General features: G+C 40.4%; 25 protein-coding genes and 4 tRNA genes. 14 read left to right on the forward strand and 15 right to left on the reverse strand.

Features of this window, described 5'->3' with window-relative positions; all coding sequences use genetic code 11:
• Position 1: 1 nt before the first annotated feature.
• The 10 genes from CWB75_RS10380 to CWB75_RS10425 form a co-directional block, all read right to left on the reverse strand.
• Positions 2 to 1,861, reverse strand: a complete 1,860-nt coding sequence (locus CWB75_RS10380; protein ID WP_138570602.1) for a sensor domain-containing diguanylate cyclase — start codon at positions 1,859 to 1,861, stop codon at positions 2 to 4.
• Positions 1,861 to 2,646, reverse strand: coding sequence for a TatD family hydrolase (locus CWB75_RS10385; RefSeq protein ID WP_138570603.1), 786 nt, complete (start codon positions 2,644 to 2,646; stop codon positions 1,861 to 1,863). Before CWB75_RS10385 ends, CWB75_RS10380 begins: the two co-directional genes overlap by 1 nt.
• Positions 2,646 to 3,155 carry a hypothetical protein gene (locus CWB75_RS10390; RefSeq protein WP_138570604.1) on the reverse strand — a complete coding sequence of 170 codons (510 nt, stop codon included), beginning with the start codon at positions 3,153 to 3,155 and terminating at the stop codon, positions 2,646 to 2,648. Before CWB75_RS10390 ends, CWB75_RS10385 begins: the two co-directional genes overlap by 1 nt.
• A 1-nt stretch (position 3,156) precedes the next feature.
• Complete coding sequence (tatC, locus tag CWB75_RS10395; RefSeq protein ID WP_008108549.1) at positions 3,157 to 3,897, reverse strand: twin-arginine translocase subunit TatC; 741 nt, start codon at positions 3,895 to 3,897, stop codon at positions 3,157 to 3,159.
• A gap of 47 nt (positions 3,898 to 3,944) precedes the next feature.
• Positions 3,945 to 4,277 carry a Sec-independent protein translocase protein TatB gene (tatB, locus tag CWB75_RS10400; protein WP_008108547.1) on the reverse strand — a complete coding sequence of 111 codons (333 nt, stop codon included), beginning with the start codon at positions 4,275 to 4,277 and terminating at the stop codon, positions 3,945 to 3,947.
• Between the two features lie 5 nt (positions 4,278 to 4,282).
• Positions 4,283 to 4,543 (reverse strand): Sec-independent protein translocase subunit TatA, encoded by a 261-nt coding sequence (gene tatA / locus CWB75_RS10405; RefSeq protein WP_008108546.1) that lies wholly within the window; start codon positions 4,541 to 4,543, stop codon positions 4,283 to 4,285.
• A gap of 79 nt (positions 4,544 to 4,622) precedes the next feature.
• Positions 4,623 to 6,224, reverse strand: coding sequence for a ubiquinone biosynthesis regulatory protein kinase UbiB (ubiB, locus tag CWB75_RS10410; RefSeq protein ID WP_138570605.1), 1,602 nt, complete (start codon positions 6,222 to 6,224; stop codon positions 4,623 to 4,625).
• Positions 6,225 to 6,241: 17 nt separating this feature from the next.
• Positions 6,242 to 6,901 (reverse strand): ubiquinone biosynthesis accessory factor UbiJ, encoded by a 660-nt coding sequence (locus CWB75_RS10415; RefSeq protein WP_138570606.1) that lies wholly within the window; start codon positions 6,899 to 6,901, stop codon positions 6,242 to 6,244.
• 12 nt (positions 6,902 to 6,913) lie between these two features.
• The gene (gene ubiE / locus CWB75_RS10420) at positions 6,914 to 7,669 is read right to left on the reverse strand and encodes a bifunctional demethylmenaquinone methyltransferase/2-methoxy-6-polyprenyl-1,4-benzoquinol methylase UbiE (RefSeq protein ID WP_008108541.1); all 756 of its coding nucleotides are present in this window, start codon (positions 7,667 to 7,669) and stop codon (positions 6,914 to 6,916) included.
• Between the two features lie 108 nt (positions 7,670 to 7,777).
• A complete protein-coding gene (locus CWB75_RS10425) occupies positions 7,778 to 8,737 on the reverse strand; it encodes a diguanylate cyclase domain-containing protein (RefSeq protein ID WP_138570607.1) in 960 nt (319 codons plus the stop codon).
• A gap of 342 nt (positions 8,738 to 9,079) precedes the next feature.
• Between CWB75_RS10425 and CWB75_RS10430 the strand changes: the two genes are divergently transcribed.
• Complete coding sequence (locus tag CWB75_RS10430) at positions 9,080 to 10,858, forward strand: DUF885 domain-containing protein (RefSeq protein ID WP_138570608.1); 1,779 nt, start codon at positions 9,080 to 9,082, stop codon at positions 10,856 to 10,858.
• Between the two features lie 77 nt (positions 10,859 to 10,935).
• Complete coding sequence (locus CWB75_RS10435; RefSeq protein ID WP_054202679.1) at positions 10,936 to 12,417, forward strand: FMN-binding glutamate synthase family protein; 1,482 nt, start codon at positions 10,936 to 10,938, stop codon at positions 12,415 to 12,417.
• 11 nt (positions 12,418 to 12,428) lie between these two features.
• Here the strand turns inward: CWB75_RS10435 and CWB75_RS10440 are convergent, their stop codons facing one another.
• Positions 12,429 to 13,064, reverse strand: coding sequence for a methylthioribulose 1-phosphate dehydratase (locus tag CWB75_RS10440; protein ID WP_138570609.1), 636 nt, complete (start codon positions 13,062 to 13,064; stop codon positions 12,429 to 12,431).
• A gap of 101 nt (positions 13,065 to 13,165) precedes the next feature.
• Between CWB75_RS10440 and CWB75_RS10445 the strand changes: the two genes are divergently transcribed.
• From CWB75_RS10445 to CWB75_RS10455, 3 genes are read left to right on the forward strand one after another with little or no spacing between them, the layout of a single operon-like run.
• The gene (locus tag CWB75_RS10445; protein WP_138570610.1) at positions 13,166 to 14,308 is read left to right on the forward strand and encodes a methionine aminotransferase; all 1,143 of its coding nucleotides are present in this window, start codon (positions 13,166 to 13,168) and stop codon (positions 14,306 to 14,308) included.
• Positions 14,296 to 15,069, forward strand: coding sequence for an amidohydrolase (locus CWB75_RS10450; protein WP_138570611.1), 774 nt, complete (start codon positions 14,296 to 14,298; stop codon positions 15,067 to 15,069). The genes CWB75_RS10445 and CWB75_RS10450 overlap by 13 nt, the downstream gene beginning before the upstream one ends.
• Positions 15,070 to 15,127: 58 nt before the next feature.
• On the forward strand, positions 15,128 to 16,552 hold the full coding sequence (locus CWB75_RS10455) for a mannose-1-phosphate guanylyltransferase/mannose-6-phosphate isomerase (protein ID WP_138570612.1): 1,425 nt from the start codon (positions 15,128 to 15,130) through the stop codon (positions 16,550 to 16,552).
• 101 nt (positions 16,553 to 16,653) lie between these two features.
• Here the strand turns inward: CWB75_RS10455 and CWB75_RS10460 are convergent, their stop codons facing one another.
• From CWB75_RS10460 to CWB75_RS10470, 3 genes are all read right to left on the reverse strand, one after another.
• On the reverse strand, positions 16,654 to 18,810 hold the full coding sequence (locus CWB75_RS10460; RefSeq protein ID WP_041709752.1) for a response regulator: 2,157 nt from the start codon (positions 18,808 to 18,810) through the stop codon (positions 16,654 to 16,656).
• A gap of 80 nt (positions 18,811 to 18,890) precedes the next feature.
• A complete protein-coding gene (locus CWB75_RS10465; RefSeq protein WP_008108518.1) occupies positions 18,891 to 19,547 on the reverse strand; it encodes a helix-turn-helix transcriptional regulator in 657 nt (218 codons plus the stop codon).
• Between the two features lie 211 nt (positions 19,548 to 19,758).
• Positions 19,759 to 20,130 carry a histidine triad nucleotide-binding protein gene (locus tag CWB75_RS10470; protein ID WP_010392287.1) on the reverse strand — a complete coding sequence of 124 codons (372 nt, stop codon included), beginning with the start codon at positions 20,128 to 20,130 and terminating at the stop codon, positions 19,759 to 19,761.
• Positions 20,131 to 20,222: 92 nt separating this feature from the next.
• On the opposite strand from CWB75_RS10470, the gene CWB75_RS10475 reads away from it, so the two are divergent.
• On the forward strand, positions 20,223 to 20,825 hold the full coding sequence (locus CWB75_RS10475) for a DUF2057 domain-containing protein (RefSeq protein ID WP_010392289.1): 603 nt from the start codon (positions 20,223 to 20,225) through the stop codon (positions 20,823 to 20,825).
• A gap of 50 nt (positions 20,826 to 20,875) precedes the next feature.
• Here the strand turns inward: CWB75_RS10475 and CWB75_RS10480 are convergent, their stop codons facing one another.
• The gene (locus tag CWB75_RS10480; RefSeq protein WP_055012298.1) at positions 20,876 to 22,717 is read right to left on the reverse strand and encodes a M1 family metallopeptidase; all 1,842 of its coding nucleotides are present in this window, start codon (positions 22,715 to 22,717) and stop codon (positions 20,876 to 20,878) included.
• Between the two features lie 144 nt (positions 22,718 to 22,861).
• On the opposite strand from CWB75_RS10480, the gene murB reads away from it, so the two are divergent.
• The 8 genes from murB to CWB75_RS10520 form a co-directional block, all read left to right on the forward strand.
• Entirely contained in the window at positions 22,862 to 23,872 is a 1,011-nt protein-coding gene (gene murB / locus CWB75_RS10485) for a UDP-N-acetylmuramate dehydrogenase (RefSeq protein WP_138570613.1), read from the forward strand.
• Positions 23,869 to 24,861, forward strand: coding sequence for a bifunctional biotin--[acetyl-CoA-carboxylase] ligase/biotin operon repressor BirA (gene birA / locus CWB75_RS10490; protein ID WP_138570614.1), 993 nt, complete (start codon positions 23,869 to 23,871; stop codon positions 24,859 to 24,861). The genes murB and birA overlap by 4 nt, the downstream gene beginning before the upstream one ends.
• Complete coding sequence (locus CWB75_RS10495) at positions 24,858 to 25,556, forward strand: type III pantothenate kinase (RefSeq protein WP_138570615.1); 699 nt, start codon at positions 24,858 to 24,860, stop codon at positions 25,554 to 25,556. The genes birA and CWB75_RS10495 overlap by 4 nt, the downstream gene beginning before the upstream one ends.
• Positions 25,557 to 25,682: 126 nt before the next feature.
• Positions 25,683 to 25,758: transfer RNA gene (locus CWB75_RS10500), tRNA-Thr, on the forward strand.
• 41 nt (positions 25,759 to 25,799) lie between these two features.
• Positions 25,800 to 25,884, forward strand: a tRNA-Tyr gene (locus CWB75_RS10505).
• Between the two features lie 46 nt (positions 25,885 to 25,930).
• Positions 25,931 to 26,005 (forward strand) — tRNA-Gly (locus tag CWB75_RS10510).
• Between the two features lie 10 nt (positions 26,006 to 26,015).
• A tRNA-Thr gene (locus CWB75_RS10515) sits at positions 26,016 to 26,091 on the forward strand.
• A 135-nt stretch (positions 26,092 to 26,226) separates the two neighbouring features.
• Positions 26,227 to 26,315, forward strand: an 89-nt coding sequence (locus tag CWB75_RS10520) for a GTP-binding protein (protein ID WP_233997923.1), incomplete at its 3' end; no start/stop codon positions are given.

Here is a 26,315-nt window from a genome sequence, read left to right on the forward strand (position 1 = left end):
CCTACTGTGGGATTGAAAAATTAACCACTTGATTGCGGCCATGTTGTTTTGCTAAATAGAGTGCCTTATCGGCATAATCAGTAAATAGTTCAGGGTTATGAATATCATCGGCAATTTGAGTATAAACACCGGCACTAATAGTAAAGTCGATAACAGTACCCGCTACATTCACACTATTATTTGCTATTGCTAAGCGTGTTTGCTCTGCAATGACTAGTGCACCTTGGTTATCAGTATTAGGTAGTAAAATGACAAATTCTTCACCACCATAACGCGCGACTTCATCTAGTGGGCGCTTAAGCTGTTGTTTAATGGTATCAGACACAGCCCTTATAACTTGATCGCCGGTTAAGTGGCCATAGTTATCGTTAATTGACTTAAATTTATCAATATCTAACATAATAATACTCAGTGGCGTTTGTTCGCGGCGCGAACGACGAATTTCCATAATTAGTTTTTTATCGAAAAAGCGCCTATTTTTAATGCCTGTTAAGGCATCTTCCATATTGAGTTGTTCAAGTTCGCGGTTTTTATCTTCTAATTCCCTCAGTGTTACTTGTAACTCAAAGGTGCGTTCATCTACTTGGCTTTCAAGCTCTTGGCGGGTGCGCTCTTGTAATTCAATCCGCTCATTTAATAGCGCATCTTGTGCTGTGTTTTGTGCAATTAATGCTTGCTGCGCTGTTACTTGTTCATCGCGTTGTAATATAAATAACTTTATGACGGTATAACTTAAACAAAATGAGCAACCTAAGGACGCTGCAAAGGTTATCATTAAGCTAGTTCGAGTCACTGCATAAAGGTCGGTTAATGCAATGGCAAAATGAATCACAATAATGAAAAACAATATAAGGGCAATTAATAAGCTTTTATTAGGGTTTGTCGGTTGCTGGCGCAAATAAAGTAATGTTGTTATCACGTGGTAAATAAGAATTATAGGTATAGTTGAGATGGCAAATAAAGTCACACTGGGAGTAGGTAATAACCATATAAAACCGATAATTAACGCATACAGTGTCGTAATAGCAGTTTGACCCTTGAGTAGCTTAGAGGCGTTAGGTTTGCACACATGCCGCTGTAAGGGTAGAAGCAGTATTGTGATCAGCATAAGTAATAGAGGCAGCATTAACTGTTGCAAGCCTGCTATGCTTGAGGGAGCATAACGAAGCCCAAAACCACCTATATAAGCTAAAAACAGGCTAAGCATCAATGTAATCACACCGGCACAAGCAAAATAATGTTTACGTGAAAAAGCAAATAAAACTATGCTACTGATAGCCAGTGAAAAAATAAATCCAATCAGCAATCCATAGAGCAGGTTAATCATACTTTTATGGGCTAATAATGCATCTTGTTGCCATAAGGTGAGAGGGACGCGAAGCCCAATTCCCGCATTATTATTAACTTTGAGGTAAACGGTGGTTTCGCTGTTAGCGGGAAGAGTTAATTTAACCAGCAAAGACTCACTTCTAATCGCTCTATCAGATAAAGGCAGAGCATCACCAATATGTTCCGATTTTAGTTGCTCCTCACCTATAAAGTGGTACAGGTATATATTGTTCAGAAGTGGGTTATCGAACGATAGGATTGGCTCTATTGGCTCATTAAGGTAATTATTTAGTTGAAATTGAATCCACACAGGCCGAGACTCAAGGCCTAAATTAAGTGGCTTATTATTAAGTAGCAGCCATTCTTGTAAATTGCTTTGTCGTGCATCTTCTAATGAGGTAGGAACAAACGAATAATGAATACCTTCTATTTTTTTTGAATTAAATTCGCTATTTATCTCGATTGCATTTGCAGGAAAACAGGATGCATAAAACACCATAGTGAATACCAGCAAAGCGCAAAAGGTTCGCATTATTTTTTCTCTATTCCAAACAAATGATTGAAGTTTTCACTAGTATGCTTTGCAACATCACATGCAGGAATACCATAAAGCTGAGCAAGCGTGTCACAAACATAATGCAGCAATGCTGGCTCATTACGTCTTGATTTTGGCTTAGGTTTAACAGTGCGAGGGATTAAAAAGGGTGCATCGGTTTCAATTAATAAACGCTCAATGGGAATGCTTGGGATCAGTTGTTGTAATTCTTTGCCGCGTCGTTCGTCACATACCCAGCCGGTGATACCAATATAAAGGCCCAAATTTAAGTAACCTGCGAGTGCTTGTGCATCACCAGTAAAACAATGCAGTACACCGCGTACAGTAAACTCATTTAAAATAGCAAGCATGTCGTCACTGGCGTCACGTTCATGCAAATAAACGGGCAGGTTTAGTTTTTCAGCTAATGCGAGTTGACGACGAAACACATCACGCTGCACATCTCTTGGAGAAAAGTCGCGATTATAATCTAGCCCGCACTCACCTATGGCAATAACCTGCTCATGTTGAGCTAGCTGAGTGAGTTGTTGCTCAAGTTCAGAGGTTGCTGTTTTTGCATCATGAGGGTGAATACCTGCGCTAGCATATTGACCATAGCGTGCAGCAAGTGCTAATGATTCTTCGCTGGAGCTGATATCGCAGCCAATAATTAGCATATGCTTAACGCCGACCTCTTTTGCCCGAGCGAGCACTTCTTGATGCTGACCATCAAATTGATGATTAGTTAAATTTACGCCAGCATCAATTAACGTGTATTGCATTATTGAGTGCGTTTTACACGAATTGAGCGGTTTTGATCTGCTTTTTTAAGTAAAAAAGAGTTGAATACCCCACGGCTAATAGTAACAGTGTCACCTTTGTCTAAACTTAATCTATCTGAGCCAATTTGACGCCATTGCTGATTATTTTCTAAGGTAATAATTAGCTCACCATAAGGGGCTTTTTTAACATTAGCTATTGTTGATGAAATTGTTTCTTCAGTACTCTTGGTAATGTTTTTATGCTCTAAACCAAACTCTTTTGCCTTGGTAGCTACAGGTGCTGTTACGGCAGCCATGTCAGCTTTTACATTAGCTTGAGCAGGTTGCTCTGGCTGTTTACGGGCTGATTGAGTAAGCGATTTTCCGGCAATGGTGTTGTCATAGCATAGTAAACGATTAAAATCGTTTTCAATAAAACTACAGGCTTGCAACGCTTGTTCATTGATAGGAGTTGCGGCTAAAACCGGTACACTTGCTAAAGCGAGTAAAGAAAGTAAATGCTTATTCATATTATTCCTCAGATTCTTGTTGTGGTTTTGCGGTATAAAATTTCGCTAAAATTAAGCCAAGCTCAAATAACAGCAGCATAGGCAGTGCTAATAGAGTTTGTGATAAAACGTCTGGTGGCGTTAAAAACATTGCCACTACAAATACGCCGACCACTATATAAGGGCGCTTTTCTTTTAGGCTTTGTGTGGTTGTTGCGCCACTCCAACAGAGCAACATAATCGCCACTGGAATTTCAAATGCAATACCAAAAGCAAAAAATAGCTTAAGAACAAAGCCCAAATAGCTACTGATATCTGGGGCTAGGGTCATCATTTGAGGACCTGCACTGGTGAAAAACCCTAAAATAATTGGCAGTACTACAAAGTAGCAAAAAGCAATGCCACCATAAAATAAGAAAATACTGGAAGCTAATATTGGCATCAGCATTTTCTTTTCGTGCTGATATAAACCTGGGGCTATAAATCCCCAAATTTGATGTAAAATCCAAGGGATGGCCGCAAATAAAGCAACAAACAAGGTTAGTTTAAAGGGAGCAAAAAATGGCGCAGTGACATCCGTTGCTATCATAGTGGCAGTACTAGGTAAATGAGCGACTAGAGGAGCAGCTACAAACGTATAAATATCGTTTGCAAAGTAAACCAAACCAATAAATATCACTAAAATACTCAATAGCGATTTTATCAACCGGTCACGCAACTCGATTAAATGAGCGACAAATCCTGATTTTACTTCTTCAGTCATTGTTTTCTATACCTGCATTAAGCGCATGAAAAAAGAGAGTGCCATAATTATTTAGAGTCATCTGTTGCTTGGTTATTAGTGGCTTGGCTTTGATTTTTTTTATAGCTGTGAGTAACTGATTGCGCTGCTTGTTGCAGCTCAGAAACAGAGTGTTGTAGGTCAGGGCTTAAATCTTTAAGACCTTGTTGCTCTGCTTTTTTTAGGTTTTCATGTAGCTCGTTTACACGAAGCTCTTCACTCACTTCAGCTTTTACTGAGTTAGCCATTGCTTTGGCTGTTTTAACCCAGCGGCTTACGGTTCTAATAGCAACAGGTAAGCGTTCCGGCCCTAGTACTACTAAGCCGACAATAAATACCACAACAAGCTCCCACATTCCCATGCTAGTTAAACCTTGTCGTTATCTTTAGTTTTGCTAGTTGTACTTGAATCGATTGGTGTTGATTCTGATGATTTTTGGATCTGTTCAGTTTTATCTTCGCTAGCTTGTTTTTCAGCATTTTGGTCATCAGACATAGCTTTTTTAAAGCCTTTAACTGCGCCACCTAAATCACCACCCATACCGCGTAGTTTTTTTGTACCAAATAAAAGTACAATGATTGCAAGTACAATTAATAATTGCCAAATACTAATACCACCAAAACCCATGGTTTTCTCCTGCTTTTAAGCCATAAAATAATAAGGTTAAGTGCTGATTATACGCCCAAAGTGGCAAATAGCACTTAGTTTATGAGCGGCGCCAAGCCGCTATAAAGCCAATAACAGCACAGCTTAAGACAACGCCAGCAGCGATTAAGTTGTGTTGTAAATAAAATAAAGCAGAGACAATCATCGCTGCACTACTAAACAGCCCTAAAACCAATGGTTTATGTGAAACTTTAACTGCAGGTACGTGAGAGTGTGGTGCTCGCTTTAAATTTTGATAAATTAAATCGGGTAGTTCAGGCATTTTTTCTGCCCAAAACGGTAAGTTTGCATACATTTGCTTTAGTACAGACAGCGGACCAACTTGTTGTTTAACCCAGTCTTCTAAAAATGGCTTTGCTGTTTTCCATAAATCCAGTTGTGGATATAGCTGGCGACCTAAGCCCTCAACATATAGCAAAGTTTTTTGTAGTAATACGAGCTGTGGTTGAACCTGCATATTAAAACGACGTGCGGTATTAAATAAGTTTACCAATACATGACCAAATGATATTTCAGCCAGTGGTTTATTAAAAATAGGTTCGCAAACGGTGCGAATAGCAAATTCAAACTCTTCAATGCTGGTATCAGGTGGTACCCAGCCTGAATCAACATGTAGCTGTGCTACCTGACGGTAGTCGCGGTTAAAAAAGGCAATGAAATTTTCAGCTAAATAGCGTTTATCTTCTTTGTTAAGAGTTCCAACAATACCGCAATCTATACCAATATATTTAGGATTATGCGGGTTTTCGCGTGACACAAAAATATTACCCGGGTGCATGTCAGCATGAAAAAAACTGTCGCGGAATACTTGAGTAAAAAACACTTCTACTCCGCGTTCTGCTAATAACTTCATGTTGGTGTTTTGTGCCATCAACGCTTCAGTGTCCGAAACCGGAATACCGTAAATACGCTCCATAACCAGTACATTACTGCGGCTATAATCACTATATACTGTTGGAATGTATAACGATTCTGAACCTTCAAAGTTACGCTTTAATTGAATACCATTAGCGCCCTCACGCATTAAGTCGAGCTCATCGAGCAATGTTTTTTTATACTCTTTAACCACTTCCACTGGGCGTAATCGCTTGGCTTCGTTAATTAACTTACCGACAACCTTAGCCAATTTTTCCATTAGTGCTAAGTCAGCGTTGATTTGTTGCTCAATATTAGGGCGAATAACTTTAATAACAACATCTTGCGATTCACCTTGAGGATCAACAAGGGTAGCAGTATGCACTTGAGCAATTGAGGCCGATGCCAAAGGTATTTGTGAAAATTCGCTAAATAGCTGGCTAATATCATCTATTTCTAATGCTTTTTCGATGATTCTCTGGGCTAGTTCACCCTCGAACGGTTCTACCTGATCTTGTAAAAAGGCTAATTCCAAGGCGATATCATGAGGCAGTAAATCGCGCCGAGTTGAAAGCATTTGGCCAAACTTTATCCACACAGGGCCAAGCTGTTGTAGTGCTAAACGAAGTCTTAAGCCAGGAGGTTTATCTTTGTGTTGGTTGCGCAACCAAAACAAACTGCCACGAGCAAGTTTAGCAAACCAAGGTACTTTATGTTTGGGTACAAGCTCATCAAGTCCGAAGCTAAGCAGGGTTTTAGTTATGTAATACAGTCGGGCAGTTGACACAAAAAATCCTTAGCGCGTTAAAGGGCTTTAATTAGGGCGTTAATACGTTGCTCAATGGCGGCAACATGGCTTTTTAGTGCTCTATTTTGTTGTTTAAATTGCTCAAGCTCTAATGGGTGAATGGTGATTGCCAGTTCGTCTTGGCACACACTAATAAAAGTATTATCGAGCTGAGACTTTGCTTTTTTACCTTGCTGCTTAAGCGACTGCAAGTGCAAATAAAGTTGTTGTGCAGGCGCGTCGCCAATATGCTTTGCTAGTTGCTCTGGCCAATCAATCTCTACACTTGAAAAGGCTGAACTATAGTGTTGAGCTATATTTAAATCGCCTTGTAAATCAAGCTTATCTTGGCGAATAAGTTGAGTCAGTATGGCTGGGTTTTTCAGTGCTAACAACGTATCTATATTGGCGCTGATCATACAATCAGCGTCAGCATGTTCGAATGCAGTGTAAAGATGTAGCTGCTGATTGGCATAAGTAATGGCTATTTTTTGCTGCCAGTCTCTAACCTCAACTAATAAGCGCTGATGCTCTACCGTTTTTAGTTTATCGAGTAAGCTCGGATCGAGTTTAAGCGCTTGATTTAATACTTGCTCAATAAGCGAAAGTACAAAGCTCGGTAGCATAAAAAAACTGCCTGCAGCCGGTTGTTCTTTACTGTGTTCTTCAAGCGCCATAAATTACTAACCTTAGTATTTAAATCCACGATGCAGGGCAACAATGCCACCAGTTAGATTTTGATAAGTCGCTTGCTCAAACCCTGCTTCGACCATCATCGCTTTAAGGGTTTCTTGATCTGGATGCATACGAATTGACTCTGCTAAGTATTGGTATGATTCACTGTCGTTAGCAACTAGTTTACCCATAGTAGGTAAAATGTTGAAAGAGTAAAAATCATACGCCTTGCTAAGAAGCTCTTGCTCTGGTTTTGAAAACTCAAGAATGAGTAAACGACCACCTGGCTTTAAAATGCGGTACATAGAGCGCAATGCTTTATTTTGGTCGGTAACATTACGCAAGCCAAAAGCAATCGTAATTAAATCAAAACTATTATCAGGGAAAGGTAAGGCTTCGGCATTCATTTGTACGTAATCAATGTTGCCTACAAGGCCTAAGTTATGCAGCTTTTCGCGGCCTACTTTTAACATTGAAGAGTTTATATCACCTAAAACAACCTGACCGGTTTCGCCAACAAGCTGGCTAAACTTTGCAGTTAAATCGCCAGTACCGCCGGCTAAATCTAATACATGATGACCTTTACGAATACCTGAGCTGGCAATTGTTTGACGTTTCCATAAACGATGAATACCAAAAGACATGAGATCATTCATAACATCGTACTTTGTCGCAACAGAATGAAATACATCAGCAACCATAGAAGCTTTTTCGGTTTCGGCAACAGTTTTATAGCCAAAATGCGTGGTCTTTTCAGGGTTCTCGTTCATGATTAATCTCTATCGTGGTAATAAAGACTAGTGTACTTGATTGTGCACCAAGGGTGCAATTTGAATATGATTTATCAGCTAATTTTATTGTTTGAACAGTGTACTGGGTTATTGAGATGCGCGTGATTTAAACGCCGCGTTTGAGGCACTTTTAACTAGTTGGTTAAAGTCGCCTTGTTGTTGTTCCGTAATCCCTAATGAGAGAGAAATGGGAGGGAGCTTTAGATCGCTTTTTGAACTTATAAAGCGTAGTTTTTCAACTCCAGTTATTACTTTTTCTGCAATCAGCTTAGCAGTTTCTGGCTCAATGTTAGCAAGTAGAACGATAAATTGGTCTTTTGCAGAGCGCCCGGCTAAGCCACTTTGTGAAACATACTTTTGAACTTGCTTAGCTACTTTATTTAAAATCACTTCTCCAATGGCATCACCAAAGTTATTAATAAAATGCTCTAAATTATCAATTTGAATGGCAATTGCTGAAATTGACTTGTCTTGTTTTAGCCATAATTGTGTTTGCTTAGTTAAATAATGGCGTTTATATAAGCCTGTTTGTGGGTCAATCACATGTTGTTTGCGCAAGGTATTAAGTTGTTTTTTAGTGGCTTCGTGTAGTTTTTTTGCCTGGCTAAGTTCTTGTTTAAATTGTGCTTGTTGTGAGAGGAGTAACTGTGTTTGCTCATTTAACCTTTCTAAAGCGAGACGGCTGTTAGCAATATTATTTTCATCTAAAGAATGCAAGCAGTCATTAACATGGCCTGCAAAATCGTTAAGTTTTTTTTCTGTTTGCTGTGCATTTCGCGATAGTGAATTGATCACGCCATTGACGTTTTCAATCATTGCTACTTCGGTTTTATGACCCTGATTTAAATATTCAAAATAGAGTTGCTCAATAAATAGCTCATCAATATTTTGATTTGCATCTATGGCATCATCAATAGCATTGTTAAGCGCAAAATGGATTTTACTAATGTATGTATACACAACTTGAAAATTTAAGGGAGTAGGAGGCAAAACATGATGCTCTAAAAACATACATACTTTTGTCATTTTTTCTTGTGCTATAGCCATGGAGTCATGGAACATCATTTGCAATTACCAACCAAATACGCATAAATGCTGATTTATAAAACTCGTCCAATGAGGCAATTTGCTTCCAAGCGCAGATACAATAATCATTATATCTGTGATTTAAAAGTAAAATGAGTCGTAGTTGATTAAAATGATGCTATAAATTCAATAACCGTTGCTTTTTTGAGCAATTACTCTAATTTTATTTATAGTTAAGTATTAACTTAAGTTAATAAAATGACTGCTGGCGTATATTTTTCGCAGTTGGTCGTATATCTATTTGCTATTTATTCAGCCTAAGATAGGTTTATCACATCTGTAACGTCATTAAGCTCAATAACTATGAATTTATCTCTTTCGAAAAAAATGCGCCTTTCCTTATTAAGTGTCACCTTAGTGTGCTCATTAAGCGCGTGTCAGCTCACCACAATTAACGCCGATCAGCAATTTACGCAAACGGCCGAAAGTATCGTCCAGTACCGCCAAAAGGTAAGTCCGTACAGTAATCCTAAGGGGGTTGATGGCTATTTACTACCTAACTTATCGGCTGACTTTTTAGCCCAGCAGTATCAAAAAAACACGCAGTTATTGGCTGATTTAGATGCAATAGATATGAGCAAGCTGAGTGACGAAAACCAAATTAACTACAGTATTATTCGAGCGCAAGTGCAAAATACTATTGATGAATATGTATTTAACGCGCACTACATGCCTTTAACGTCAGAATATGGCTTTCATTCAAGCTTATCGTTTATTGTTAATAGCTCTGATTATAAAACCGCTCAAGATTATCAAAACTACTTAAAGCGATTACAACAAGTGCCGCGCTTTTTTGAGCAAAACATAGGCTGGATGCGTAAAGGATTAGAAGTTGGTTTAACTCAACCCAAAGCGGTATTAATTGGCTACCAAGACTCTATTACTGCCTACATTGTTGACGATGTAACACAGTCTGAATTTTACAAGCCGTTTTTAAACAATACCGCGGGTTTAAGTGATAGTGAATTTATAGCGTTACAACAACAGGCTAAAGCCACTATCAGTGGTCAAGTTATTAAAGCCTATAAAGATTACTTAACTTTTTTTAATACTGAATACTTACCTGGCGCGCGCAGTGATATTGGTATTTCGTCAACTCCTAATGGCGAAGCCTTTTATGCAAATCGTGCTAAGTATTACACCACGACACAAATGACCCCAAAAGAAATCCATGAGCTGGGTTTAGCTGAGGTGGCGCGTATTCGCAGTGAAATGGAAGCGGTCATCAAAGAGGTGGGTTTTAAGGGCACGTTTGCAGAATTTATCCACTTTTTACGTACTGATCCGCAGTTTTACGCCACAACGCCTGAACAATTATTAAAAGAGGCCGCGTACATTGCCAAAAAAATGGATGCACAGTTACCTAAATTATTTCATACCTTACCACGCAAACCCTATGGCGTAGCGCCGGTGCCTGCCAATATTGCACCTAAGTACACTACTGGGCGCTATTCAGGTTCGAGCCGTGATGATCAAGCCGGTTTTTATTGGGTGAACACGTACGCTTTAGATAAACGACCACTCTATGCTTTAGAAGCGTTAACGCTGCACGAAGCCGTACCGGGCCATCATTTACAAATATCACTCAATGCAGAGCTTGAAAGCTTACCTAGCTATCGCCGAGATGCCTATTTATCAGCATTTGGTGAAGGCTGGGGGTTATATTCAGAGTACTTAGGGGTTGAGGCTGGTTTTTATCAAAACCCATATAGCAACTTTGGTCGTTTAACCTACGAAATGTGGCGTGCTGCACGTTTAGTGGTTGATACGGGGATGCATATGTATGGCTGGAGTCGAGAGCGTGCAATGAATTTTATGGCTGATAATACGGCACTTTCATTACATAATGTAAAAACGGAAACCGACCGTTATATTTCGTGGCCAGCACAAGCGCTGTCTTACAAAATTGGTGAGTTAACAATTAAACGTCTGCGCGCAGAGGCTGAGCAAGCATTAGGTCAACAATTTGATATTCGTGAGTTTCATCATCAAATATTACGCCATGGCTCAGTGCCTTTGTCGGTGCTTGAGCAACAAATACGTTTGTATATACAAGTGGAATTAGCAAAAACAGATAGCTAAAAGCGCATTATTTTGAAACTATAAAAGTGTGGTGTTATTTGATGGCATCACGCTTTTTTAGCATTTAAGGATAAGTAATGAGTCAGTTTATAATGTTCAGTATCGATGTGTTTGCCAGCCTATTTATTGTTGCATTGGGATTGCTGGTTGTATTAATTGCTATTTTTTATATTCGAGATGTTACGCAAACAAAGCATGCTATTAGGCGTAATTATCCCGTGATTGGACGTTTTCGTTATTTCTTTGAGCGCCAAGGTGAGTTTTTCAGACAGTATTTTTTTGCCCTCGATCGTGAAGAAATGCCCTTTAATCGTGCCGAGCGTAGTTGGGTCTACCGCGCGGCTAAAGATGTTGATCACACGGCCGCTTTTGGTTCAACTCAAAGTTTAGAGGCCACAGGCACAGTCATGTTTATGAACTGTGCGTTTCCTACCTTAGATGAAGAAGCCTTAGCGCCGAGCAACGTAACTCTTGGCCCTTACTGTAAATTTCCTTACACCACAAATTCGCTATTTAATATATCGGGCATGAGCTTTGGTGCGCTATCAAGCCCTGCTGTGCGTGCACTATCCAAGGGGGCAAAATTAGCAGGATGTTGGATGAACACGGGAGAAGGCGGCCTTAGCCCCTATCACTTAGAAGGAGGTGCCGATATTGTATTTCAAATTGGCACCGCAAAATACGGTGTACGCGACGAGCAGGGAAATTTAAGTACAGAAAAGTTAAAAGCCGTTGCTGCACATCCAGCGGTTAAAATGTTTGAACTGAAAATGAGCCAAGGTGCTAAGCCCGGAAAAGGCGGCATGTTACCTGGGCGAAAAGTGAATGCTGAAATTGCCAAAATAAGAGGTATACCCGAAGGGCAGGATTCGATTAGTCCAAACGGGCACCCAGAAATAAAAAATCCAAACGATATTCTAGACATGCTTACCACCATCAGAACTGCAACGGGTAAACCGACAGGCTTTAAAGCGGTTATTGGTGAACATACTTGGTTAGAAAGTTTATTCGCCGAGATTAATCATCGTGGCATTGAGTCCGCACCCGACTTTATTACTATTGATAGTGCGGATGGCGGTACCGGCGCAGCACCACAATCTTTATTAGATTCTGTGGGGTTACCGCTTAAAGAAAGCCTTCCTTTAGTTATACAGCTATTAAAGAAACATGGTCTTAGAGAGCGAGTTAAAATTATTGTTTCGGGTAAGTTAATTGTTCCTTCCAAAGTTGCATGGGCATTAGCACTAGGAGCCGACTTTGTGGTTTCTGCGCGAGGGCATATGTTTGCACTAGGCTGCATTCAGGCTATGCAATGTAATAAAGATACCTGCCCAACAGGAATTACTACGCATAATGAACGTTTACAACGTGGTTTGAATGTTGAAGATAAAGCGCAGCGGGTTGCAAATTATAATAAATATATCCATTACGGTGCGGGGCTTATTGCACATTCTTGTGGCGTTACCAGTGCTCGCGAATTAAAACGCAAACATGTACGTATAGTACAAGAGAGCGGCCTTTCTGAGCCGCTAGATAAAATGTACGAGCATTATCATTAAATGCTTGTTAGTTATCGATGATGAAGTGTATTGCTCGCTTGAATGCCGGTGATTTTTAATCGCTCTAATTCGCAGCTAAACAAAAACTCTAGCGCTTCTAGGTGGCGACGCACTTCGGCAATATTTTTGCCAACTGCATATAAGCCATGACCACGAATTAATACACCAAATTTAATCGGTGAGTGCAAATGGTGATCGCTGACTAATAAGCTTAAACGGTCAATATCTTGGTCGTTATCAAAAATCGGAATGCTTAAGGTTTCTAAATGTGAGGTAAAACCACCGAGCACTTTTTGCATTTCGTAACCGCTTAAATCAAGCTGATGAGCTTGCGTTACTTGTGAAAGCACCGTTGCCGCAACCGATTGGGTATGCAATACACATTGCGCCTCAGGAATTAACTGATACAAACTTAAATGTAATTTCGCTTCGCTTGATAGAGCCTGTGAGGTATTTAAGTTCTGGTGACCTAACTGTAAAAAATGATCATGGGTAAGTTGGGCCTTATCGCAGCCATTAGTCGTTATAACAAAGCCATTTTGGGTGCGAGCTGATAAATTTCCACCCGAGGCAGGAACCCAACCTTGTTGGCTAATCCATTTTGCGGCTTCTATAAGGTTTGAAATAGCGGTATGGTTGTCTTGCATATTTTCCTCACAAATAACAATTAGAGTACAGTTTAGACGGCTAAACTTCCGTTTGTAATCATAGCATTGCTCTGTACACAAAACCATCATCAGGAGACTTCGTGTTTGACAGTAAACTCCCCAATTTAGGTATTAGTATATTTAGCCAAATGAGTGGCTTGGCTAATAAGTTTTCGGCAATTAATCTTTCGCAAGGTTTTCCTGAGTTTGATACCCCTGAGTATTTAAAAGCGCAGTTAAGCCAGTATGTAGCGCAAGGGGTTAATCAATACTCGCCTTCCAGCGGTGTACCTAAACTGCAGCAGCAAATTGCAGCATTAGTTCAGCGAAAATACAAAGCGCAAATTGATGGAACAAGCCAAGTAACTATAACTTCAGGAGCAACTGAAGCATTATTTGTAGCGATTCAAACTATTGTGCGCGCGGGTGATGACGTTATTGTATTTGATCCTGCTTACGACTCATATCAGCCCGCTATTGAACTAGCAGGCGGCAAGTCAGTGCATGTTGCGTTAGCCGCTCCAGATTACGCCATAAATTGGCAAATGGTAAATCAAGCTATCACAGTAAATACTCGTGCAATTATTATTAATACTCCGCATAACCCCAGTGGCAAAGTGTTAAAACAGCAAGATATCAACGAACTAAAAAAACTAGTGAGTGCTCACAATTTATATGTAATAAGCGATGAGGTTTATGAGCATATAACGTTTGATCAACAGCCACACCTAAGTGCACTACGTGACGAGGAGCTACTGGCAAAAAGCTTTGTTATTTCAAGCTTTGGTAAAACCTTTCATAGCACCGGTTGGAAAATGGGCTACTGTATTGCGCCTACTGATTTATGCGAAGAATTTCGAAAGATTCATCAGTATGTTACTTTTTCAAGCTTTACGCCTGCACAACATGCATTAGCAGATATGTTAGAGCAACACGCTGAACACATTGACCTGTTAAGTGAGTTTTATCAACAAAAGCGTGATGTACTCAGTAATGCTCTACAAGACAGCCGCTTTAGCATTTTACCAAGTGAAGGCACCTACTTTTTACTGCTTGATTACAGTGATGTATCGGATTTAAATGACGTAGAATTTTGTCAGTGGCTGGTAGAGCAAGCAGGCGTGGCAGCCATTCCACTAAGTGTATTTTACCAGCAGCCAAATAACGATAAAGTTATTCGCTTATGTTTTGCTAAAAACGATCAAACCTTAATAGAGGCGGCGCGCATCTTATGTCAACTTTAACTTTTACATTATTGCAAAGCTCGCTGCATTGGCTCGATAAAAAAGCCAATTTAGCTATGTTTGAAAAACAGCTTGCCAACATCACCAATAAACCAGATTTAATTGTATTGCCCGAAACCTTTGCCACTGGATTTGCGGTTAACCTTGATTGTGGTGAGGCTGAAAATGGCTCAGTACTGAGTTGGCTTAAAACACAAGCTAAACAACATAGTGCGGTTTGTGCGGGCTCGGTATTGGTAACTCAAGGAGACAAAAAGGCCAACCGGTTTTATTGGGTAAAACCAAGTGGTGAGGTACGTTATTACGATAAGCGCCACTTATTTTGTTTGGGTAACGAGGGCGAATTTGTAGTTGCAGGACAAACCCGTGAAGTGTTTGAGCTCAATGGGTTTAAAATTTTACCGCAAGTTTGCTACGATTTACGTTTTCCGGTGTTTCAGCGCAATAACAATGACTACGACGTGATGATAAATATTGCCAACTGGCCAGCTGCAAGGCGTAATGTGTGGGACACCTTATTAATGGCGCGAGCAATGGAAAACCTATGCTACGTGGTTGGCGTAAATCGGGTTGGCGAAGATGGCAATGGTATTGACCACAGCGGTGGAACCGCAGTGTATGACTTTAAAGGTGAGCCACTGATTAAAGCGCATGACGACCAGCAAGCACTATTAACAATCACGTTAAATAAAGCGCCGCTCAATGAGTTTAGAGCTAAATTCCCGGCACATTTAGATGCAGATGCTTTTACATTGGTATAAATTAGCGCCTAGCCAATAAAGTGCTAAAATAGCCGCTGATATTTTTATTGGCGGCTTTATGAATACAACCCTTATTACACCGGTAGTTTTAGCAGGCGGCATTGGCACACGGCTTTGGCCGCTATCGCGCCAAGCAATGCCAAAGCAGTTTTTATCTTTGCTGGATGATAAAAATCAGCAGTCATTATTACAAAGTACCTTATTACGGGTTGCAACTGAGGACTTTAATCCCGCTATTTTGGTCTGTAATGAGCAGCATCGATTTATTGCCGCGGAGCAGGCTGCATTTGCAAAACCCCATGCCACAGTACTTGAGCCAGAAGGTAAAAATACCGCACCAGCTATTGCCCTTGCCGCGCACTATGCCTTAAAAAATAATATCACGGGCCCATTGTTGGTGATGCCTGCCGATCATCATATTGCAGATTTTACCGCATTAACGGCTCAGTTATCTGATGCGATTAAACTTGCTGAGCAAGGTAAATTAGTTACATTTTCAATTACGCCAACAGAGCCACACACAGGTTATGGGTATATAAAACAGGGCGCAGCAATCGAAGGTACCTGTTGCTTTGAAGTTGACCAGTTCAAGGAAAAGCCTGATTTAGCAACTGCATTAACCTATTTAGCTGAGGGCGGTTATAGTTGGAATAGTGGTATGTTTTTATTTACTCCCGCGGCATATCTAAAAGAACTGGAACGCTTTGCCCCCAAAATAGCTAAAAGTGTTGCTAATGCTACTGATTTTAAACAAGACTTAGCGTTTACCAGAGCAAATGCCCATGCACTTGAATCTTGCCCAAGTGACTCAATTGACTACGCTATTTTAGAGCGCAGTAATAATGTAGTGGTAATGCCAGTGGCGTTAAAGTGGAGCGATGTGGGCAGTTTTTCTGCACTGGCTGGGCTGAGTAAAAAAGATTCACAAGGTAATAGCTCACACCAAGAACATATTGCACAAAACAGTATTAATAACCTAGTTATTAGTGAAGATGGACACACAATTGCTACTTTAGGTGTGAGCGATTTAGCGATTGTACATACTCATGATGCTACCTTAGTTGCAAAACAAGACTCGCTTGAAGGCTTGCCTTTAATACTTAAGCAATTGGCAATTACGCAAAATGACAAACTGGCGCATCATCAGGTGGTTTACCGCCCTTGGGGACATTATCGAACGCTAATAGAAAGTATCGGCTTTAAGGTTAAAAAAATCACCGTAAAAAGTGGGGCTAGGCTCTCAACCCAGCGTCATCAGCACCGTGCCGAGCATTGGGTGGTCGTATCAGGCACTGCAGATATATGTATTGACCAGCAAAGCTTGACGCTGACTCACGACCAATCTTGTTATATTGGTGCAAAGCAACTGCACAGCTTAGCGAATAATCAGCCCGAGCCGTTAATTGTTATTGAAGTGCAAACGGGTGCCACATTGGATGAAAGCGATATTGAGCGATTTGACGATATATACGGTAGAAAATAACAGTATAATTAGTGAATATGCTTGATCATTTGTTACGGTCGTAAAGCTTGGTAGCCCGAAGCCCGAAGCCCGAAGCCCGAAGCCCGAAGCTCGTAACCGTATTACCCTAGCCCTTGGCGTACATACTTTAAATATGCTTCTAAACTGTGTTGCCACAGTGTGCTGGCTTCATTTAACGAGTTATTTAATGGCTTTTTATCTAGTAAGCGTCGCTCAATTTTTTTAAGAGCTAGTCCATAGCTATTAAAACCAAGTTGCATAGCGGTGCTGGCTTGGCGATGTAATAACTTAATGCATTGCTCGGGGTCTTGCTCTAATAAAGCTTGGCAACGGCTCAGCTTATTACGAGCAGAAAGAATAAATTCATTATAGATAGAAGATACTTCATCAATACTAAAAGAGCTTGTTAGGGTTTCTGTGGCAGTTTCATCGTATAACGTATCAATCAGCTCGACGGCAATATTAGCTGTTTGTGTTGACTGTGAATCACTCAATGCTTGGCGTAGTTTTTCTTGTTTTAATGGCTTGCCAACAATGTCTTTAATACCCAGTGCTAAGTATTCTTTTATTTCATCAGGGCTCAAACTGGCGGTAAAGGCCAGCACTGGAGTTCGCTGATTTTTATGCTCCACCCGTTTGAGTGTTTTTAGCACTTGCTGTCCGGTTAAATCGGGTAAGTTCATATCAAGTAGCACCACATCAAAGTGGTATTTTTTCATCAACTCAATCGCACTTTTGCCATCTTTAGCGAGCTTAATTTTATGCTCGTCGTCAGCCATAAATTCAACAGCTATTTTTTGGTTTAAATCTAAATCTTCAACAAGTAACACATCAAGCCCAGTTAAATAATCCTTACTTTGATGGCGCTGCTCTACAAGGCTAAGTTCACCTATGGCTAGCGTCATGTTAAAGCTAAATACGCTACCCACTCCCAGCTCACTGGTGATTTCTAGTTGGCTATTTATTTTATCGAGAAGGCGACTAGTTATAGCCAGACCAAGCCCCGTTCCGCCTTTTTCCTTACCGGCGCTGCTTTGAATGTAGGGCTCAGTTAAATAATCAATTTCATCTTTTTCAATACCCGGGCCTGAATCGAGTACGCTTACTTTAAGGGTATGATCGAGCTGAGTTTCATTAATTAAATCAATCTGTACTTTTACTGTGCCGGTGTCGGTAAATTTAATCGCATTACCAACAAGATTAATAATGATTTGTCTGAGCTTTTGTTGGTCGCAGTAATAACAGGCTTTATCGGGGATGTTACAGGCAAGCTCAAATTTAAGCTGTTTTTGTTCGGCCAGAGGGCTTAACAGCAGGCATAAGTTTTGTAGCCAAGTTTTGAACTCTATGTCTTCTTCGTACAAGGCTTCGTCATGCTGATCTAAGCTTGCATATTCCAGCACTTTATCTACTAGTAAGTTGAGCGACTCAGCTGAGTTGATAATGGCTTCGCAATAAGCTTTATTGCGGCTGTCGCTAGTTTGGTTTAACACCAGTTGTGCGCTGCCTAAAATGCCGTTTAATGGGGTGCGTATTTCATGGCTTATAGTTGATAAAAAGAGCCCGCGAATCTCTAAGTCTTTGTGTGCTTTTTCGGTAAGTTTATTAAGCCTTAATTCTCTGCGTTCATTACACAATAGAGCCATACCGGCTGCATAAAACATAGGGGCAATCACACTGTTCAAAAATAATAGTGAGTCAAACCATGGGTTTAATATTGCATCTTGTTGTGCAACGCGATCCATAAAAATAGTTCGAGTGATAAAACTGGCTGCAACCAAGGTTAAAATAATAATGTAAACAATACTGGCATTAGGATAAGGTTTTCGCGCATATTTAAAAAAAACAAATAGTAAAAAAGCGGCTTCTACAATATGTTGAAAGTCAGAAATATAAACCCGTGAGCGCATAGATGGCTGAAAAAAAGTGAAGTAAACAAGCAATAAAGCGCTGGCAGCGGTAAATAGGCAAACAAATTTAAAACCACGACCACGATAATTTAAAAACTGACTCAGCGATAAGCAATGCACAATGGACGCTAAAAACATCATGCTATTAGCAAAGGTAATGGCAAGCTTTTCAGGGATTTTACCTATGAGCGCAAAGCCCACAATGGCGGCTAATAGTAGTAAAGGGTAGGAAATATAAAGTAACGTGCCGGGGACATGCTTGTTGGTACGCCAAGTTAAAAAATTTAGTAACGTCATCACTGTCATGACAGCGATACTGGCAAAATAAAGCGTAAATGAGTCGAGCATTAAGACCCCAACAGCGATTTTTAAAGAAGATATAAAAACAGGCACCTAAAGTGCCTGTATTGAATTTATTAAAATAAGCCTTAACGAATCTCGTCAGGAATATTTTGTTGTGCCCAAGAGAGTAGTTCAATACGGTTACGACATTTAGTTTTTCTAAATGCACTGTATAAATGAGTCTTAACCGTGTGCGGGCTAATGCTTAACTCTTCAGCAATTTCTTTATTTTTAGAACCATTACTCATTAACGAGATAATTGCTTTTTCACGTTTAGTGAGTTTGATTGGCTCAATATCACCATCGGTTAGCTTGTGTAGTGCGTCTTTATTAAATTGCAGCATGCGGTTAAGCGCATTACACATAATATCACGACGATACCAAAGCTGATCTTCAAGTAGTAAACGAATCCCTTTCATGAGTACATCAGCATTATCGGTGGTGTAAAATACACCGCGAATACCACTGAGTAATGCACGATTAGCAAGCTCTGGGTTTTCATCTAAATTAAACAACACAATATCGCATTTGATACGCAAATTAACGAGTTGTTCTTTTAGCTTAGTCCACGCGTCTTTACTTGATGTTTCAATGAACAATAAGCGAGTACCTACCGGAACATCTAAAATATTTGTACCCGTAGTTACGTCAAGGCCCTGTGTTTTTAACAAAGGCTCTAAAACGTTAATACCAATAGTGTTAATTGGTTCTTCGTCTAACAACAAAAAGGCTGAACTGCTCATGTTTTTTTACTCTTTTATAAAGCTGGCTAATTAATCTTACCACGATCCCTGCACACCTTTTGTATTAGGGAATAACAATTTCACTGGAGAAAAGGTGCGATTTCCAATTATTTAAACATAAAATGTTGCAAATAAGTAATTGTTTTTTTGGTATATAAGAAAAACGCCGTATTTTTAATGTATTTTTTAAGATACAGGATTTAATGGGTGATTATAGCGCAACTTTTTTAGTGTTTTGATACGGAGGCCAGCCCATTTCTTTTCCCGCCAGCATATGCAAATGAATATGGTAAACGGTTTGTCCACCGTGTTCATTGCAGTTCATCACCACGCGGTAGCCGTCATCGCTAAAATTAAGTTGTTTGGCAAGCTTAGCCGCTACCACATATAGATGACCAACAAGATGTGAGTTTTCCTCAGTGACATCATTAATCGTGGCAATGGCTTGTTTAGGAATAATCAACGCATGAAAGGGTGCTTGAGGGTTAATATCTTTAAATGCAAGTGCTAGGTCGTCTTCGTAAATAATGTCAGCAGGAATTTCACGATTAATAATTTTAGTAAAAATAGTCTCTTGACTCATAATGATGACTCTAATTTGTTCGATTAATATGTATGTCACTAATGACAAATTTTGCCAGCAGTGTCAAACTGAAATCAACTAAAGGAGTAATTATGCGTAAATCAATATTATTAGGCAGTGTAGCGGCGCTCTTGGTGAGTGCATCTAGTTTGGCAGAAAACATTCACTTTCCCGAGGAGTTTGTTCCTTTACAAGTGGGTGAACGAGTCATTGAAAGTTCGATTTTTAGTCGTGTTGATGATGTTGAATTAGCACCGGGTACTTATCAGTTAAAGCTTAAATACACAGATTTATATGATTTAGGTTATGACGATCACGAAGTGATTGAGTCAGAGCCTTTTTGGGTCAATGTAACAGTTGAAGCAGGTAAAGATTACACCTTAGTATTTAATCGTGCTGAAAATGCGGTGGCAGCGAAAGTATTTGCTGAGGCACCGCAAGTAAGCTTAAAAGCAAAAGGCAGTACCTTAGCTGAGCCATTAAATGTGATAGCTGAACGACAACTACAAAGTTCACAGTTTAATCAGCAGGCCTCAGAAACCCCTGCCGGTCCACAAAAACCAAGCCGCCCAATTAAACCGATTGCGCCAATTAATGGTAAGGGCATGCCAAGCGCTGCCAATATGCTCGACTTTTGGTGGCAACAAGCAACGCTCGCTGAAAGGCAGGCTTTTTTAGATAAAGTAACAAAATAATTAAGCATTAAAAAAGGGCCAAGTTGGCCCTTTTTAATTTATTGATAACGCTATTTAAATAATGCGTCAATGGTACCTTGTGCCAGTGGGTGATAACCCGGACGTGCTTTTAAGTATACGCTTTGTGCCCAATCTTTTTTACCATTGGTAATAAGCGCTTTATAAAGCGGCACGATAAGCTTACGACGACCAATACCCGATAAATGCTTATCAAGCGCAGGGTAAATCGGTTGGTAACCATTACCTACTGCTAGCATGTACCATGCAAACGCACGTTCTGCGTTGGTTGATTGGGTTAAGTTAAACTCGCCGTCTAATTCAGTCATTTTTTCAATGCTTAAATCGCGCGGTAAGTTGTTTAAAAAGTGTAGCCACTCATGCACAGTCCAATTTGCAGTGGGTAATTGTGCGGCAGTTGTATCCCCTTTTAACCAGCTCGCTGTTGCAGTATCGACTTTATCGAACGCGTCAGAGGTTGGGTTAGGTGCATCACTTGGTAAACCTGGCTGAAAAATCCACTCGTTTACTTTATCCATGGTCACTACGCCTGGATACTTTTCAATTAAGTTAGCTTTGATGTAAGTAACAAATTGCGCAGTGGTTAGCGATTTAAATGCAAACTCATTAAAGTAGGTCTTAACAAAATCATCAAACTTATCACGGCCGTATTTTTCTTCTAGGTAAATTAAAAATAGCTGACCTTTTGTGTAAGGCACTGAGCTAAACGCATCATCCGGATCGCGGCCATTTAGTTTTAAATTAAGGCGTGTATCTGGGGCATCAATGGTTTTAAGTTGCGCACGCAGGCCAGCTGCATCAAGTGCTTGTTCCATAACAGCACGGTCACGCCCAAATACCTCTTCCATAATGCGGTTTTCAACGTAAGAGGTAAAACCTTCGTTTAACCATAAATCTTCCCATGTAGCGTTCGTCACTAAGTTGCCAGACCAAGAATGTGCCAGTTCATGCGCAATCAGATTAACTAAGCTTTTATCGCCAGCAACAACCGTAGGCGTAATAAATGATAAGCGTGGGTTTTCCATACCACCAAACGGAAAGCTAGGTGGTAGCATAAGTAAATCATAACGACCCCATGCATAGTCGCCGTACATGGCATTGGTTTTGTCGATCATCGCTTGGGTGTCATTAAATTCAGCAACCGAGGCGTCTAAAATAGTTGGCTCTGCAAAAATACCAGTTTGCTTAGACATGGCCTTAAATTCTAAGTTACCTGCACCAATTGCAATTAAGTAAGGTGAAATTGCTTGTGGCATAGTGAAGTGGTAATCACCATCTTTATAAAGAGCATCTTTATTATCTGCACTCATTACTGCACGAATATCCTCAGGGGTATGAATGCGCGCATTATAAGTTACACGCATTGCTGGGGTATCTTGCACTGGGATCCAACTACGTGCATGAATCGCTTGCGATTGGCTATACATAAACGGGTGAGTTTTACTGGCAGTTTGCTCTGGCGTTAACCACTGTAAGCCAGACGCTTCTGGGCGGCTGTTATAGTAAATACGAACTTTTTGTGCTTGATTTTTAAAGGTAATAGTTAGTTTTGAGCCTTTAACATCATCGCGGTTAGCAAGGTTAAAACTAGCTTTATGCCAATTGCCATTTGCCGTTTGATACATCACTTTATCAATATCAAGATCACGGGTATCAAGTACTAGCTTTTTACTGTTGGCATTTTGCCACTGTAGCGTATGCTCAACAAAACCTTCCAATTGCTTATCAGCAAAGTCGATGTCTAAATCAAGGTTTAAATGCGTGGTGATAACATCATCAAGGTTGGCGTAGGAATTTTGATCAATAGCGCTGGCCATTGCTTGCGAGCACATACCTGCCATAGCGAGGCTTAAAAAAAGAGGTTTGATTTTCATAATTACCTTGAGTACAAATAAAAAAAGTGCAGGTTTTATATCATGATTGCTGCAGTGGGTTGAACAATTTTTACAAGCTGATGCGCAATTTGCGACGATGAGTTAAACTAGAGCGATTAATTACTGCTACCTTTAGAGGGCTTTGTGCCGCACTCATTACAACCCCTACATACATTTGCATTAAGTAGCCAATGCCAAAATTTTGTCGAGATTACCGACTCAGCGCAGCTTAAAAGTCAGTGCTTTAAAGTCCCTTTTTGTTTGTTGGGTGAGGGCAGTAATACTATTTTTTTAAATGACTATGCAGGCACGGTCATTAAAATGGCAACCCAAGGCATTACTATAACTGAGCGCTCGCATGACTTTTTAGTTAGTGTAGCTGCCGGTGAAAATTGGCATCAATTAGTGACTTCCTTGCTGGAGCAAGGTATCGCGGGGTTTGAAAACTTAGCTCTCATCCCTGGTACAGTCGGCGCTGCACCAGTACAAAATATTGGTGCCTATGGCGTAGAAATAGCTCAGTTTATTGAAGCTGTTGACTATTTTGATATTGATAGCGGTAGCTTTAAATCTTTAACTAATCAGCAATGTCACTTTGCTTATCGTGAATCGGTATTTAAACACGCGCTAAAAAATAAAGCAGTGATCACCCAAGTGCACTTTAAGTTGTCCAAAATATGGCAGCCAGTACTCAGTTATGGGCCGCTACAACAACTAAAAAACCCGACGCCACAGCAAGTGTGCGCACAAGTGATACAAACGCGTAACAGCAAACTTCCAAATCCCTATAAGCTGGCTAATGCAGGCAGTTTTTTTAAGAACCCTATTATCACCAATAGTGAATTAGCGCAGTTAATTACGACATATCCTGAGGTACCTTATTACCCGCATGGTGCCGGTCACCATAAAGTGGCTGCAGGGTGGTTAATAGAGCAAGCGGGATTAAAGGGATATAAAATTGCAGGTATAGAAGTGCATCAACAACAAGCACTGGTACTAGTTAATCATGGTAATAGTACAGGGGATGATTTAATTAATATGATTGCTCACATTCAGGATATTGTTTTAACACGTTACAACATAAGTTTAGAACACGAAGTGCGGTTAATTGATCAACACAATGAATGCCATATCTCTTTGGAGCAATCAGTATGAAGGCACCAGATGGAAACAAGCTGGCTATTTTAAATGCACTGAATGAAGGTGGGTTTGTCTCTGGGCAAGCACTAGGTGATGAATTAGGAATAAGTCGCGCGGCGGTAAGTAAGCATATTCAAAGCTTACAGGCTATGGGCTTAGATGTATTTAAAGTTACGGGTAAAGGCTATTGCTTAAATAATCAAGTAGGTTTACTTAATCAGCAAAGCATACAGCAGCACTATGCTGAGTTAGGCGCTAATACCGCGAATATTGAAGTGCAACCACTGATTGACTCAACCAATAGCGAGTTAATGCGCCGTATTCAAGCTAAAGCAGCGCTCGAATCGGGCACCGTGATTGTAGCCGAAATGCAGCAAGCAGGGCGGGGGCGTCGAGGCCGAGTATGGCAATCGCCATTTGGTGCAAACTTATACTACAGTTATTTTTGGCGCTTAGACGATGGCTTACAAGCCGCGATGGGCGTATCAATTGCTGTTGGTTTAGCGGTGTATGATGCGATAAAAGCACTTTATGGTATTGAAGTAGAGCTTAAATGGCCAAACGACATTTATATAAACAAACAAAAACTCGCAGGTGTCTTGGTAGAATTAGATGGGCAGCCACAAGGGCCATGTCAGTTGGTAATAGGGATTGGTATTAATTTAAATATGCCACAAAGTGCCAGTCAGTACATTGACCAAGCGTGGACCGATTTAAGTCAGCACACCCAGCAGCTAGATAAAAATCAACTAGTAGCTTCATTAACTTATTGTTTAGAGCAACGCTTAGCGCAATATCGTGAGAATGGCTTACAAACTATGTATCAACAATGGAATGCATTAAATGCATTTGCTGGTCAGCAGGTAGAGCTTAATACCGGGCATCGTAGCTGGTGTGGCATTTGTGAAGGTATAGATGCGCACGGTGGTGTACGTATTCGCCAAGACGGTGAAGTGAAAAGTTATTATGGCGGTGAGATTTCATTAAGAAAGGCGCAAGCATGAGATTACTCATTGATGTAGGTAATACCTCGCTCAAAGCTGTATTGTGGCAAGATGGGCAAATACAGCCATGCGATACTAATAATATTCCATGGCTGAAAATTACGGTTGTTGTTTACGCTTGTGTGGGTCGTAGTGAATTACTCAAGCAGCTATTAGAAAAAGCCCAAGCACAAAATATCGATTGCTTTGAGGCTACGGTTAGTCATGAACTCGGTACGTTGCATTGCGCGTATCAACAAGTGGGTAATTTGGGTATAGATAGATGGTTGGCGCTCATTAGTGGTTATACGCTTTACCCTAATACGGCCGCAATTGTTGTTGATGCTGGCACGGCAACGACTATAGACGTCCTTAATAATGATGGGCAGCACTTAGGTGGTTGGATATTACCAGGGCTTGATTTAATGACTGCCTCACTCACTCAAAATACTCAGCGCGTATTTGATGATGAAAACACGCCATTTGCTAATGAGCTTGGCAAAAATACCCCTAACGGATTAAAAAACGGCGCTTTAGTGGCAACTATTGGCGCAATTGAACAAGCAAAGCTGCATTTAAATACAAAAAATAGCCTTTTAATTTTTGCTGGTGGTTATGGTCAGCTATTACAAGGGCATTTTTCAGACAGTATTTTCGACCCAATGCTAGTGATGAAAGGCTTAAATTATTGGTATGAGTTAGCTAAAAAGAGTTAAAAACAACAAAAAAACCGCTTTTTGCGCGAATAGTGAGCGTTTGAAGCATAAAATCACATTTTTTTTAATTTTTTGGTTGCATCCCAATAAACCTTACTCTAGAATCTCGCCCCGTACTAAAGCAGTGCCGACTTAGCTCAGCTGGTAGAGCAACTGACTTGTAATCAGTAGGTCAACCGTTCGACTCGGTTAGTCGGCACCACTTTCCTTTTACCGGAAGTGCTTAGTATAAAGAATTATCGTGGAGGGGTTCCCGAGCGGCCAAAGGGATCAGACTGTAAATCTGACGGCTCAGCCTTCGCTGGTTCGAATCCAGCTCCCTCCACCACTTTATTCTAGACGGTTAGAGGTAGTTTAAGAACAGGTTCCTTAAAGCGGGCATCGTATAATGGCTATTACCTCAGCCTTCCAAGCTGATGATGCGGGTTCGATTCCCGCTGCCCGCTCCAATTTGATGATGCTGATATAGCTCAGTTGGTAGAGCGCACCCTTGGTAAGGGTGAGGTCGGCAGTTCAAATCTGCCTATCAGCACCAGTCAATCGAATCTCCTTAAACACTTCCTTTATCTGTCAGAAAAAACTATTTGAAATTTGAAAAAATTAACTTAATCTACCTATGGTGGATTATTTTCATATGTAATCTAGATACACAAAACTGATAGGTTCCGTCATGGCAAAAGAAAAGTTTGAACGCGTAAAACCGCACGTAAACGTTGGTACAATCGGCCACGTTGACCACGGTAAAACTACACTAACTGC

Source organism: Pseudoalteromonas sp. S1608, assembly GCF_005887265.1.
GTDB classification, from domain to species: Bacteria; Pseudomonadota; Gammaproteobacteria; order Enterobacterales; family Alteromonadaceae; genus Pseudoalteromonas; species Pseudoalteromonas undina.